Below are 14238 nucleotides of genomic sequence, written 5' to 3'. Positions count from 1 at the left end.
AATGATGGCAGATAACAACCAATTCGACAGCCAAAACCATGAGCAGGAAGAAGAACAGAAACAACAGTTCCGCAGCTTTGTTGAGAATGTAGTCGGAGGCGGTAACGGGAAGAACGAATCGATTCAGGATCAGTCCCGTACTGCGGATGAACAGAACCGATTGATTGACCAGCATAACTTGCGCAAATAAATCTCCGTTTATGACGAAATGGGTAACCGTTTTACTTTCAGGAGAAAAAGAGGCATAGCCACTGTCATTCGACGATGGTTATGCCTCTTTATTCGTATAGGGCTGCTTACATTTGCGTTTATTGATCTTGAACGCTTTCCACCACCAGCTTGTCCATAACCTGCTTGAACGTATCGATGAACGCATCCGCCGCTTTGGATAAATACCGTCCGTTGCGGTAAGCCACGACCAGCGTACGGCTCGGAACCGGATCAGCGAGCGGCAAGTAGACCGGAATAAACTCGCTGCGTTTCGCACGGGCGATAAAACGAGGCACCAGCGTTATGCCCATTCCGGTTGCGACCAGAGATTGGAGCGTCTCGATGTTGTTGCTCTCGAATACAACGTTCGGTTCAAAGCCGGCCTCCCGACATATATCAAAGGTAAGCTTCCGGAAGCCCTGTCCTTTTTTGAGGACAACAAATGCTTCGTTCCGGATTTCGTCGATCGTAATGGGCCGAACGGGATCAGAGGCAGCCCGGAGAGCAAGCGGATGCTGCGGAGGAACAGCCAAATCGATCATTTCCTCACCGATCGGAATCCAGGACAGCGAAGGCTCGGACAGCGGCAGCGCAAGGAGGCTAAGATCGGCCTTGCCGCTGGCCGTCAGTTTCTCCAGGTTCATGGAGGAGTCTTCCAACAAGGTGATCTCAATATCCGGATATCCCTTTTTAAAGGCTGGTAAAACCCGTGGCAGCAGGTGGGAGCCTGTAATCGGCATGCTGCCGACTACGACTTTGCCCTTACGAAGCTGGGAGATGTCCGACATCTCCTGTTTCAGCTGCTCGACGGCGTCCATAATCTTCTGCGCATGCTCGACAAAGCTGGCTCCGGCATGGGTAAGCTCAACGTTGCTCGTATTCCGCTGGAACAGCAGCACGCCGAGCTCTTTCTCCAGCTTGGAGAGCTGCTGGCTCAAGGAAGGCTGGGCGATATGAAGCTTCTCCGCGGCACGGGAGAAATTTTTATCCACCGCGATTTGCAGCGTATATTGCAGTTGTCTCAGTTCCATTTAAGCATCACTCCGTTATAGCTGAATCCTATTACATCTATAGATATTATATCTTGGAACAATGAAGAAGGAAATGATATATTACTATCAACGTAAAGATGATGCGTTGTAGATCTTCCTTAAAAGAAGATAACAAGCAATTATCTTCTCATGGACGTAAAGAACAATGGGGTGATGATGATGAGTAAGAAGACAATGTTCGAGAAAATTTGGGATAACCACGTTATTCATCAAGAAGAAGGCAAACCGGGTATTTTGTACATCGACCTGCACTTGGTTCACGAGGTAACTTCCCCGCAAGCATTTGAAGGTTTGCGTCTTAGCGGCCGTAAAGTACGCCGTCCTGAACTGACCTTCGCAACAATGGATCACAACGTGCCAACGAAAGACCGTTTTAACATTACGGATCCGATTTCGAAGCAGCAAATTGATACCCTGACCAAGAACTGTCAGGATTTTGGCGTTACCCTGTATGATCTCGATACGATTGATCAAGGCGTTGTGCACGTAATGGGGCCGGAACTTGGTTTAACGCATCCAGGCAAAACGATTGTGTGCGGCGACAGCCATACATCCACTCACGGTGCATTCGGCGCGCTTGCGTTCGGTATCGGTACGAGCGAGGTTGAGCATGTGCTGGCAACCCAATGTTTGCAGCAGGCCAAAGCGAAGACCATGGAAGTGCGTTTTGTCGGTCGTCGCAATCCGGGCGTAACGGCTAAGGACATGATCCTTGGCGTGATCGCGAAATACGGTACTGATTTTGCAACAGGTTCTGTTATTGAGTATACGGGTGAAGCGATCCGCGAACTGTCGATGGAAGAGCGCATGACCGTATGTAACATGTCCATCGAAGGCGGAGCCAGAGCGGGCATGATCGCTCCGGATGAAACGACGTTTGAATACTTGCGCGGACGTCAACATGTTCCGCAAGGGGAAGCTTTTGATGCTGCAGTAGCAGCCTGGAAAAACCTTGTCACAGACGAAGGCGCTGAATTCGACGTAGTGGTCGAGTTCGATGTGGAATCTCTAATCCCACAAGTAACCTGGGGAACGAGTCCGGGAATGGGTACTGGCATTTCCTCAACGGTTCCAAACCCTGCGGATTTCAAGACCGAGAATGAGCGCAAGGCAGCGGAGAAAGCTCTGGAGTATATGGCGCTTGTGCCAGGGACTCCAATATCCGAGATTCCGATCGATTATGTCTTTATCGGTTCTTGCACGAATGGACGCATTGAAGATTTGCGTGCAGCAGCAGCTGTAGCGAAGGGACATAAAGTGTCCAGCAATGTAACAGCCATCGTTGTTCCAGGGTCGGGCCGAGTGAAGATCCAGGCTGAACAAGAAGGGCTCGACAAAATTTTTGTTGAAGCGGGTTTCGAATGGCGTGAAGCAGGCTGCAGTATGTGTCTCGCGATGAATCCGGATGTACTGAAGCCGGGCCAGCGCTGCGCATCAACGTCCAATCGTAACTTCGAAGGACGCCAAGGCCGGGGCGGCAGAACGCATCTCGTATCGCCGGCAATGGCAGCGGCAGCTGCGGTTAAAGGGCGCTTCGTGGATGTACGTGACTGGAACTTTGTAGCCGAAGAAGTTGTGAGCTAAGAAGGACGGAGGAGAAGTTTATGCAAGCATTTACGAAATTACACGGTATAGTCGCACCTGTGGACCGGGTGAATGTAGATACGGACGCCATTATTCCGAAACAGTTTTTGAAGCGGATTGAACGTACAGGATTTGGACAGTTTCTGTTTTATGAATGGCGGTTTGATGAAGAGGGAGGCAATATCGACACCTTCTCGCTGAATCAGCCCCGCTACCAAGGCTCAACCATCCTGATTTCCCGTGCCAACTTTGGCTGCGGCTCTTCCCGTGAGCATGCCCCTTGGGCGATTCTCGACTACGGATTCCGCGTGGTCATCGCTCCATCGTTTGCTGATATTTTCTACAATAACTGCTTTAAGAACGGAATTCTTCCGATCAAACTGTCGGAGGAGCAAGTGGAGGAACTGTTCCAGCGCACAGAAGCTACAGAAGGTTATAAGCTGAACGTCGATCTGGAGAGCAAAACGATTACAGATGATCAAGGACTCCATATTGACTTTGATCTCGACGAGCACCGCCGTCAATTCCTGCTTCAAGGACTGGATGACATCGGTTTGACACTGCAGCATGAAAGTGCAATCGATGCTTACGAGAAGAAGCATGGGGAGCGTCTGTTCGCTTAATCTCGTAATTACACGGCAAAAGGTTACAAGATTATTAAACTTCCATTTCCTGTGTAGGAAATGGAAGTTTTTTTTGGTATTATGGAATTAATATGCAGCGATAGCCAAGAGGAACCACTGTTTTATGTCAGTATTTGTCCGGCGGCGTGTTGTCGGGAATGTGCTGATTTACATATTTTTAGTTTTTTGCTAGATTTGCTTTTCAAATTTAATCATGGGATGATCGAGGTGGATTCATGAAGAAGTTAGGGTTTGTAATGATGTTGATAGTCTTCTTGCTGGCGTTTCCGAAAAGTGGCGAAGCCAGTTCTTCAAATGCAAGCATTTTTCTTGACGGAGAACCATTGAATTTGTCTTCGGGCGTTCAGGTAGCCAACATGAAAGGTAACGTGATGATTCCGATCCGCGTGGTATCCGAGAATCTCGGGTTCAAGGTAGGTTGGGAGAAGGCCAGTCAAACGGTAACGGTCGAGAACAGTGAGAAGGCTGTTCGTATGGTGGTCGGCAGCCAGCAGGCTGAGATGAACGGTGCCCAGGTTGAACTGAACTTGGCCCCTGTCTTAAATGGGCAGAACACGCTTGTGCCGCTCCGGTTTGTGAGTGAGCAGATGGGGCTTGATGTGAAATGGGACAACCAAACAAAGGCTGTGTTTCTCTCCAGCTCCATTCCACCGGTTTCTGAAGGAGAGGTTGATCCTGCTGACGGAAACCATTCGGGCAGTGAAACGCCCCCGCCCGTCGAATCAGGGAACCAGGCTGCAATGACAGGGCTAAGCTTTAGCGACAACCGGTTGATGATTGCTACAGATGGTACGGTTACGCCGAAAGTATCCAGCATAACGGGACCGGACCGGATTGTGATCGATCTTCCAAATACCGTCTTCTCTTCTTCGTTCTTGGATGGACATGCAGCCAATGCACAAAGCGGCGGCGCGATGGTAATCACGGATTATCCTGACGTTATGAATGTACGATATGCCATGTTCAGTGACAATCCATCAACCGTGCGTATCGTTATCGACCTGACAAGTCCTAAAAGTTATGGGGTAACCCAAGAAGCGGGACTCATTATTGTTGATCTGAACGCCGAGGGAGAAATCCTCGTACCACCCGTTCCCCCGGTAACAGGCAACGGCAAGAAGACGGTTGTTATTGACGCCGGTCACGGTGGAATCAAGCCTGGATCAATCAGCATTTCGGGAAAGAAGGAGAAATCATTTAATTTGGATGTTTCTCTGAAGGTTGAAGCGCTTCTTAAAAACGAGAAGAATATCAATGTTGTGATGACTCGCACTGATGATTCACACCTTGAACTTAGTGATCGCGTCAAGATCGCAAATAACCTGAAGGCGGATATATTCGTGTCTATTCACGGAAACAGCAGCACGACCAGCAGTCCGAACGGTACGGAAACGTATTATACGAGAGATTCAAGCAAATCCTTGGCGAATGTGATCCACAAACATCTTGCGAGTGCAACAGGTCTTAAGGATCGGGGAGTTAAATATAGCAGCCTTCATGTTACGAGAGAAACAACGATGCCGGCTGTCCTGCTCGAGATTGGCTTTTTGAGCAACCAGGGTGACGAAGCCCAGTTGTTTAAAGACGATTTCCAAAATCGTGTTGCACAAGGTATTGTAGCGGGTATTAAAGAATATCTTCAAGTACAATAATGTGTACAAGATTTGATGAACTTAGAGGGGGACGAAAGTCATGAACAAAAAATATTGGATGACAGGATTGCTGGCGCTCCTGCTTGCATTTAGTGCCGGCTGTGGACAGAAGCCGACTGCAGCCCCTGCCGAGACAAATCCGGAGACCGCAACAGGAGAAGTACAAACACCTCAGGATAATCCGGGAGAAACGGCGGCTGATGATCATAAGGAAGATGACGCAACATCAGTAAATGCAGGCGAGGGAGCCAGCACACCGCCGCAGAATACAACCGGTCAAAGTACTGGAACGCCTGTGGATACAAAGGATGTGAATGCCACGGAGGATCAAGCGAAGAAGGCCAATATTAAACTCTATTATACGGACCCCGAAATCATGGATCTGAAAGAGGCTAGCAAAGAGATCACATACTCGGGCGAAGAGGATAAATATAAGAAAGCCTTTGAAGGACTTCAAACGAGCAGTGATGCCGCACTCAGTCCACTATGGTCGGATAAGATTACGCTGAAGTCTCTCAAGTTTGATAAAGGAGCTTTGACGCTGGATATCACCAAACCAGCCGAAGCCAACCTCGGAGCTGGAGGGGAAATGTTTGCGATAGATGCCTTGCAGAAAACCTTCTTCCAGTTCGATGAGGTGCAGTCTCTGGAATTGCTAGTAGACGGTAAACAGATCGAAAGCTTAATGGGACATGTTGAGCTGGAGCATCCAATGACTCGAAAATAGTCATAAAGAACTATTTGTGAAATTCATACGAAGGACTAAACACCTATTTCGGTTTTTGAAATAGGTGTTTTTTTGGTAAAAAGGGAACAATTTCGCAACTTTCATTGTGACTTTGCGTCTATAGGTTGTCAGGTAATGTCGGACAGGCCGAGTGCAGGAACGCCAATCTATGGCAAAATAATAGGATGGTAGGGGTGAAGGATGAAGAAGTTCGGTTTTTTAATGTTTCTTGTTGTCATCATGATTGCGTTTCCTAAAATGGCGGATGCGAGTTCGTACAGCGCAAAGATTTACCTGGATGGCCAACAAATCAATCTGTCATCTGGCGTGAAGGTCGAGAACAATAACGGTACAGTCATGGTTCCGATCCGTGTCATTTCCGAGAATTTGGGATTTGATGTGTACTGGAGCAAGGCAACCAAGACGGTAACTGTACAAGACGGCTCGCAGACTGTAACGATGGTGATTGGAAGTCAGCAAGCTGACATCAACGGTCAGCGTATACAAATGACCAAAGCACCCGTTCTTCGTGAAGGAACAACACTGGTTCCCCTCCGTTTTGTAAGTGAGCAGATGGGTCTTCAAGTAAGATGGGATAACGCGCAGAAGGCAGTTTATCTGACCTCGTCTTATGACGGGGGTAACCCTGGTGAAGAACCCGGCGTAACTACGTCGACCGTGGACGGTATCAGTTTCAGCGAAAACAGGCTGATGGTCGCCGTTACCGGCAATGCGAAGCCGAATGTATCAAAGCTTAGCAATCCGGACCGTATCGTCATCGATATGGTGAACACGAATTTCTCGGATACGTTCAGCAGTAACGCCAGCTTTGATGATGTGATGAAGACCGGTCAGATGGACGTAACGGGGTATCCGGATGTCAAATCCGTACGTTACTCCTTGTACAACAGCAATCCGATGACCGTGCGCATTGTCATTGATCTCAACTACGCCAAGAATTACACCGTTTCAGGCCTTGAGAACGGATCGGGCCTGTTCATTGTGGATTTGAATACGGGCTCTAACCCGGTACCTGGTACAGGTGGTAAGAAACTCGTGGTCATTGATGCGGGTCATGGAGATCACGACCCGGGAGCAATCGGGGTAACGAAGAAGAGGGAGAAGGATTTCAACCTCGCAATGGCGCTAAAAGTTGAGAAACTGTTGGCCAAAGAACAAAATATCGAAGTCGTTTTAACTCGCAGTAACGATACTTTCCTCGAGCTGAAGGAACGCGCAAAAATTGCGAATGATCTGAAGGCTGATGTTTTCATATCGATACATGCTAATAGTGGCCCTTCCACTGCAAGCGGAACCGAAACGTATTACTACCATGAATCTGACAAGGCTCTGGCGAATGCACTCCATAAAGAGATCGTCAAGGCCATGGGATTAAAGGATCGCGGAGTGAGATATGGTAATTTCCATGTGATTCGTGAGACGAAAATGCCCGGTGCCTTGCTCGAAGTCGGATTCGTGAGCAACAAGACTGATGAGAGCAAGCTATTTGATCCGGCAACGCAGGATCGCGTGGCAGAGGCCATTGTCAGAGGCATCAAAAATTATTTGAAGGTTGATTAACGATACGACAGGGATCGTGATTGCAGGAGGTGGCTACTTTTGAATAAAAAAATATGGTCGGCTGGCCTACTGACAGCCGTAATGCTGATTGGTGCCGGTTGTGGACAGAAACCCGGAGCAGCTCCGGACAATACGCCTGGGCAAGTAACGCCTGCACCTGATGATCAGACAGGACAGAGTAATAATGGAACGTCGAATGGATCAGGTGGATCGTCTACGGGCAACGGCAGCGAAGTGACAACGCCGGAAACGAAAACAGAGAGTATCAAAGCCTATTATACGAATCCTGATATGATGGAGCTGGTAGAAGGTACCGCAGAAATTTCGTATAAGGAAGATCAAGAAAAATACGAAGCGGCTTATCAAGCATTGCAGAAGAGTAGTAATGCCGAAATGATTCCTCTGTGGGAAAAAATCGGGCTGAATTCCCTGAAGTTTGAAAACGGGGCGTTGACACTCGATGTGACGGTCCCGGATGAAGCCAACCTGGGTGCAGGCGGGGAGTCGTTTGCTGTCGATGCGATCAAAAAAACTTTTTTCCAGTTTGACGAAGTACAATCACTTCAAATTCTGGTGGATGGTCAGCAGACCGAATCGTTAATGGGTCATGTCGATTTGGAAAATCCAATGACTCGGTAATGATGGTTGAAGGAGATCACGATCTGCTGTCGAATATTAGTATATGATGAAGCAGTAGTTATTGAGAGGGGAAAGAAAATGGTACTTAGACACAGCAAACATGTTCATTCCAAAAAAGTGGTCTCCGCCGTCATGGCCGGACTTATAGCATTCGGAGGCGGGGCTTCGATCGTCTCGGCAGATGAAGAAACGGCAAATGCGACAATGGCAAATGTCGGCCAAACGGCCATTAACGGATTCAGTGACGTTAATGCCGGATATTGGGGAGAGAAGTATATTTATCAATTAGCAGCACAGGGGATCGTGACCGGAAATAACGGAAAGTTTCGTCCGAACGATCCAGTAACGCAACAGGAAGCTGTAACCATGGCGATCCGTTTCTTAAGCAAGCAGGATCAATTAAGCAGCGGTGCTGCGACATTACCGACAAATATTAAAGTGAACGATTATTTTACGAAGTATGTTGAACTGGCTTTTCAGCAAAACCTGCTCGACAAGCAAAAAGAATCCGGATATACGGATGAGAAAGTCATTTGGGGCGCGCAGAAAGCATCCCGGGAATGGATAACCGAAGTGCTTGTCCGTTCCATTGGACGTACCGCGGAAGCCAATGCAGCCAATAATAAAGCGACAGGCTTTGCGGATAACGCCAAGATATCCCCGGATCGTCTGGGTTATGTGAATGTAGCGGTTGAGCTTGGACTTGCAAAAGGCGTGAACGGCAACAAGTTCGATCCGCAAGGGGCCGTTACCCGTGCCCAGCTTGCAACGTTCCTCAGCCGGGCTCAAGCCTATATTACTACAAATTACGAGAACCAATACAAAGGCTCCATCGCAGCGATCGAGAACGGTAAGTTGGAGCTGTATGCCGATGGCAAGCTGAATTCATTCAAACTGGATAATTCCACAGCGTATTTCACCTCCGATTCGGAGAAGAGATTGCAATTCTCGGAGATCAATCCTTACACTCAAGCGGTGGTTGTCGTGAATAACGGAACGGCTGCTTACGTGGAAATTACGGATCCAACCCAGCAAGTGGAGCGGTTTGACCGCACGTATGCACGCTTGTCGCCGGACAATCTCATCTGGCTGGATACAGGCAGCACCTTTGAAGAGCTGAGTTACGACCCAAGTACCGTGTTCCTGGATCAGAACGGTACTAAGATCGATCCAAAGACGCTTGCAGCCGGCAGTCTGCTTACGATTGAACGTGAAACATACAGCCCGCAGAAGAAAATCGTGTCAATCCGCGTAAAGAGCGGCTTGGTTAACAAGACGGGAGCAGGCATCGTTCAGAACGTGGATACGGCCAACAAAAGAGTAACCCTTAAGGATAGCACCGGTTATGAGGATACGTACACATGGGATGATGCAACCGTTATTCGCTATCAGAATCAAATTTTGGCTCCGGCGGAGCTCAAGAATGGCTACACCGTGAACTTTTCGGTAAGAAACAGCGTTATTCAGTCGTTGGAAGTCACGCAAAGCGTCGATCGTACCGTGCAGGCGACACTGTACTCTGTTGAAGAAAACGGAAAGACAATCACTTACAAGCGCAGTGGAAGTACACAGCTCGAAACGAAGTATTTGGCAGAGAAGCCGGAAATCATCATGGGTGGCGTGGCAAAACCGGTTCTGTCCGATTTGCTCGCTGACGCGGTATCCGGGGATCAAGTGACACTGACCATTAACGGTGAAGAAAAGATTTCGAAAATTGAAGTAACGGGTCGTCAAATTGAGCAGTTGGATGCCGCTACCGTCGTAAACTACGATGCCAAGACGAGGTGGCTGACTGTTAAGGATGCGAACAACCTGCCTCGTGTGATTGTTTTGGATGACAAGACAAAGCTGGAATCAAGCTACGGAACGACGCTGGATCGAGTGGAACCTTTGCTTGTCTCAGGACGCAAAGTAAGTGTCTCTCTGATCGGTACCCGCGTACTTTCATTGGAAGTGGTATATAAAGTTGAAGGTAAAATCAGCAACATTAACACATCCAAGAGAGTAATTTCGATTGTGACCGCTAGCGGAAAAGTGGAGGAAATCTCATACTACAATAGTCCGGTTGTGGAAATCTTCGGCAGATCAGGCGTAACCCTGGCGGATTTACGGATTGGTGACGAAGTGTCAGCCCAGCTGTCGAACAATCAGGATTACTTGCAGAGCTTAAAACTCAAAACTTCCGCACAATTCGAGGTGGTATCTACGGAACCAACGAGGAATCGGATTCGAGTGAAAGCGAACGGTTCTACAAGCGATATATATACCGAAAAAACCATATTTACCGGTGAAAGCGGACAAGCAATTCTGCTCAATGACTTGCGTCCGGGAGCACTCGTTAATATAACGTTCCAAGGCTTAACGCCTGTCGCGGTTGCCGAAGTTAAATTGACGCTTGGCGAAGTGACAAGCGCAGATGTTTCCGGAAATGCACTGACCGTGAAGGATTATTCAGGCAACAGTCAGACGTTAGGTGTGAGCGGCGGGGTCAAAGTCGTTAAGAATGGTTCGACGGCTTCGAATTTAAGCACATTGACCGCAGGAGATCGCATTGAGATTCGAAAAGATATTCAGGGCGTAACGATCGTGCAGGTTCTGGAGAAGGTTGAACGTGCATTCTGGCAGGCAAGCAATACGGAAATTCAAGTGAAGCGCAAATCGATTAACGATAATTCCCGGTATGCATTATCCGATAAAGTATTTGTTCATCAAGGTGACACTACTTTGTCCGTGCAATCCCTTAAGGAAAATGATAATATTGTACTGTACTTAAACAACGGTGTCGTTGTTGAGATCGTAAAACAGTAAATTATCGACCTGGGATTGCTCGAGAAACACCGTCTTGATGCGGGGATTTCCGCATCAAGATTTTTTTTTGCGGGAGGGAAACATATGAATGCGGCAACGGTACGGCATATTTTGGACACGATGGAGAGCATGTTTCCGGATGCACATTGCGAGCTGAATCACAGCAATGCGTTTGAGCTGACCATCGCCGTGCTGCTGTCCGCTCAGTGCACGGATGAAACGGTTAATAAGGTGACAAAGGATCTGTTTCAGAAATACAAAACGCCTTTGGATTATGTATCGGTACCGATCGAGGAACTTGAGCAGGATATCAGACGGATCGGATTATACCGGAATAAGGCCAAACATATTCAGAATTTGTGCAGGATTCTGATCGAACAGTATGGCGGTGAAGTGCCGGAGGCTCATGATGAGCTGGTTAAATTACCTGGGGTTGGACGCAAGACAGCCAATGTCGTCGTTTCCAATGCTTTTGGTGTGCCTGCCATCGCGGTTGACACGCATGTGGAGCGAGTTTCCAAGCGACTTGGACTGGCCGCCTGGAAAGATTCCGTGCTGGAAGTGGAGAAAAAGCTGATGAAGCGGGTACCGCGTGAAGAATGGACGCTGACCCATCATCGGATCATTTTTTTCGGACGGTATCACTGTAAGGCTCAAAATCCGCAATGCCCGGTATGTCCATTGCTGGATGTTTGCCGTGAAGGAAAGAAACGTATGAAAACCTTAGCAGTCAGGAAGAATAAGGAACAATTGTAAAATCAGCAAGAAATAGACAAAAAAAGAGGTTCATCTGATTCATCGGGAATACGGCACTTTAATGAATAGCTAGCGAAATGGACATAATTGTAAGCAAGCGCAAAGCTTGCCTTTGTCTCCGGATTTCTATCTTTAGCCGCATGGGAGAATGGAGATCTGGAAACAACAGTATCAAAGGTCGGTTTTTCGCGAGGTGAAAGAGGACGGTATCCTGGATCGGCATGAGCTAAATTTAAAAGAGGATGGGATTACACATGAAATGCATCTCTGTTTACACCGACAATTTTGAATTGTTCTCAGATATTTTTGAACATGTGGTGGAGAGCCAAAGCCAGCTGAGTGAGAATGAAGAGCAAGAATTCGAAGGCGTGACGTTCAGTCATTCCGGGGATGCTCCCGAGCATTATTTGGAGCGTATGTCACAGAAGCCCGAAGTGGTGGTCATGCGCGATAAATCACGCGGGTTAACTATTCTGCAGCACGGAAATGTCTTCGAAATTTTGATTCCGGCAGAAGAAAACACCGTTGTATCTTAAGTTCTTCAAATTTGATGTTTTAAAAAATGAGATAAACCTGGTGCTTACAGGGTAATCGAGTGTGAACTCTCACCTCATTCCTTCTGTATGTGTCGGTTTATGAAGCTTTGGATTAATGGCAGGCAAGGAAGATCACTTCCTTGACCTGCCATTTTGCATAGATAAGGACTGTCATATCAAGAGAGGCGCCCGAAAATGAAATGCAATGATTCCTTTACGGCACAAGCGGTGATAAAATAAAATGATGTGAATAGATAGTGTCAGAAATTGAGAGATCAATGGACAGGAGCGAGAAATACATTGAAGTTGATGGCTGAGCATGAAATCGGATACAGTGTGACGGAACTAACCAGAGTTCGAGATCGTTTCTTGGAGTGGAATGACGAATCTTCCTCCGCTTTGACTGAGGATTTAATACGCAAGGGTACAGGCGGCGAGCTGACGCTTGCTTTCTGCGGGCATTTTTCCGCTGGGAAGTCGAGCATGATTAATGCGCTTTGCGGCAAAAAGGTGCTGCCTTCAGGTCCGATACCGACGAGCGCGAATGTGGTTACGATCCGAAGCGGTGAGCCGCGGGCGTTGATTCACCGATCTGCTGGTGAGCCTGGTGAGCCTGGTGAGCCCATAACGGTAACGATTGACGAACTTGCCGAATACTGCAAGGAGGGCCGGGAGTATTCCGCGATTGAAGTGTGGGATGATGTGCCGCTGCTTGGCGAAGATGGCGTCTTGATGGATACCCCCGGGGTCGATTCAACGGATGACGGGCACCGGCTTGCCACGCATTCCGCCCTGCATATGGCTGACATCGTTTTTTACGTCATGGATTATAATCATGTACAGTCGGAGAGTAATCTGATGTTTGCCAAGAGCTTGTCGGATTGGGGGAAACCGCTGTACCTGATCGTCAATCAGATTGACAAGCATCGTGATGATGAATTAACGTTGTCTTCTTATCTAAACGACGTGAAGAAGGCGTTCGTCCAGTGGAAGATCACATATAAAGGGCTGCTATGCACTTCGCTTAAAGTTCAGGACCATCCCTATAACCAATGGGAAACGCTGAAGGCTTTGATCGGTGAGTTGATATCCCATAAGGAACCGTTGCTGCGCTACAGCGTATCCTGCTCCATTCGTCATGCTGCTGATCAGCATGTGGAAGTCTATACCCGGAGCCATCAGGAAGAGAAGGAGCGGCTGCTGGAGGAAATGGGTGGCGAGGAGGCAGCTGCGGCGATGAAAGCACGGCTGCAGGAGCTGGAAGAGCAAAAAAGATCCGCCCGGCTGCTGCCGGAATCCGTTCGGACGGAACTCCGCAAAGAAGCGGATGCCCTTCTGGCAAATGCCAATTTGACGCCGGCGGATGTTCGGGATTTAAGTCTCTCCTTTCTGGAAAGCCGCAAGAGTGGTTTTAAAGTCGGATTTCTATTCACAGGCGGCAAGACGGAGGAGGAGCGTCGGCGTCGTCTGGAGTCATTCCATCATCGATTGGAGGAACAGACCGCATCGCAGATCGACTGGCATTTGCGTTCGCTGTTTCGTAAAAGCGTGGAGTATCATACGGAGTGGAATACCGAATGGGAAAGTTTGATGGACGCTGAACTTCCCGGTGTGCGGGAGGATATGATTACGCGGACCGTGAATTCGGAAGCGACGGTGTCCGGCGAATATGTATTGAACTATAACCGGGAGCTGGCCGAGGAAATCAAGGGCAGCTACCGCCGGGCCGTGTTGGTGCTTGCCGACCGGCTGAAGGCGGTATTGACGGACGCTGCGACTGTCCGTCTGGAGGAGCTGGAGCGCCAGGGCGCCGAGCTCCTGGCGCAATCCGCGGCTTCCGCCAGCTACGATAGCCTGCAGCAGGCGGAAGCCGCCCGCGCGGCAGAGCTGGCGCAGCTGCTCCCGCCGCGAACCTCCCTCACCCCCGGCCTCCTGCCGGAGGTGAGGGAGCCGGAAGGGCAGCCTGCGCAAGCGGCTGCCCAGGGCGGCGCCCTGGCGGCGCAGCCGGGGCACGGGCGCACGGCGCCCCGCCCCGCCGCTGCGCAGGCG

At 48.9% G+C, this 14238-nt stretch carries 12 protein-coding genes; 11 read left to right on the top strand and 1 reads right to left on the bottom strand.

The window, feature by feature from the left end:
• The first annotated feature begins 4 nt into the window (after positions 1 to 4).
• Positions 5 to 190 (top strand): hypothetical protein, encoded by a 186-nt coding sequence (locus tag J7E85_RS05415; protein WP_215155798.1) that lies wholly within the window; start codon positions 5 to 7, stop codon positions 188 to 190.
• 118 nt (positions 191 to 308) lie between these two features.
• Here the strand turns inward: J7E85_RS05415 and J7E85_RS05410 are convergent, their stop codons facing one another.
• Positions 309 to 1241 carry a LysR family transcriptional regulator gene (locus J7E85_RS05410; RefSeq protein ID WP_215155796.1) on the bottom strand — a complete coding sequence of 311 codons (933 nt, stop codon included), beginning with the start codon at positions 1239 to 1241 and terminating at the stop codon, positions 309 to 311.
• A gap of 180 nt (positions 1242 to 1421) precedes the next feature.
• Between J7E85_RS05410 and leuC the strand changes: the two genes are divergently transcribed.
• From leuC to J7E85_RS05360, 10 genes are all read left to right on the top strand, one after another.
• Positions 1422 to 2846 carry a 3-isopropylmalate dehydratase large subunit gene (gene leuC, locus J7E85_RS05405; protein WP_215155794.1) on the top strand — a complete coding sequence of 475 codons (1425 nt, stop codon included), beginning with the start codon at positions 1422 to 1424 and terminating at the stop codon, positions 2844 to 2846.
• Between the two features lie 20 nt (positions 2847 to 2866).
• A complete protein-coding gene (gene leuD, locus J7E85_RS05400; protein WP_076321023.1) occupies positions 2867 to 3469 on the top strand; it encodes a 3-isopropylmalate dehydratase small subunit in 603 nt (200 codons plus the stop codon).
• A 236-nt stretch (positions 3470 to 3705) separates the two neighbouring features.
• Entirely contained in the window at positions 3706 to 5142 is a 1437-nt protein-coding gene (locus J7E85_RS05395) for an N-acetylmuramoyl-L-alanine amidase family protein (RefSeq protein WP_215155792.1), read from the top strand.
• 40 nt (positions 5143 to 5182) lie between these two features.
• Positions 5183 to 5869 (top strand): GerMN domain-containing protein, encoded by a 687-nt coding sequence (locus J7E85_RS05390; protein ID WP_215155790.1) that lies wholly within the window; start codon positions 5183 to 5185, stop codon positions 5867 to 5869.
• Between the two features lie 201 nt (positions 5870 to 6070).
• Entirely contained in the window at positions 6071 to 7450 is a 1380-nt protein-coding gene (locus J7E85_RS05385) for an N-acetylmuramoyl-L-alanine amidase family protein (protein ID WP_215155788.1), read from the top strand.
• Between the two features lie 39 nt (positions 7451 to 7489).
• Positions 7490 to 8089, top strand: coding sequence for a GerMN domain-containing protein (locus J7E85_RS05380; RefSeq protein WP_215155787.1), 600 nt, complete (start codon positions 7490 to 7492; stop codon positions 8087 to 8089).
• 78 nt (positions 8090 to 8167) lie between these two features.
• Positions 8168 to 10897 (top strand): S-layer homology domain-containing protein, encoded by a 2730-nt coding sequence (locus J7E85_RS05375; protein ID WP_215155785.1) that lies wholly within the window; start codon positions 8168 to 8170, stop codon positions 10895 to 10897.
• A gap of 84 nt (positions 10898 to 10981) precedes the next feature.
• Positions 10982 to 11653, top strand: a complete 672-nt coding sequence (nth, locus tag J7E85_RS05370) for an endonuclease III (RefSeq protein WP_076321029.1) — start codon at positions 10982 to 10984, stop codon at positions 11651 to 11653.
• 254 nt (positions 11654 to 11907) lie between these two features.
• Positions 11908 to 12189: an NAD/NADP transhydrogenase alpha subunit gene (locus J7E85_RS05365; RefSeq protein WP_215155783.1), complete on the top strand. Its 282-nt coding sequence runs from the start codon at positions 11908 to 11910 to the stop codon at positions 12187 to 12189.
• A gap of 309 nt (positions 12190 to 12498) precedes the next feature.
• Positions 12499 to 14238: dynamin family protein (locus J7E85_RS05360; RefSeq protein ID WP_215156228.1), on the top strand; the 1740-nt coding region annotated here is incomplete at its 3' end.

Origin of the sequence: Paenibacillus sp. ISL-20 (genome assembly GCF_018613005.1) — a bacterium.
Classification (GTDB): Bacteria; Bacillota; Bacilli; order Paenibacillales; family Paenibacillaceae; genus Paenibacillus_AQ.
Note: the sequence above shows the minus strand (reverse complement) of the source record. Positions and strands in the feature narration are given on the sequence as shown.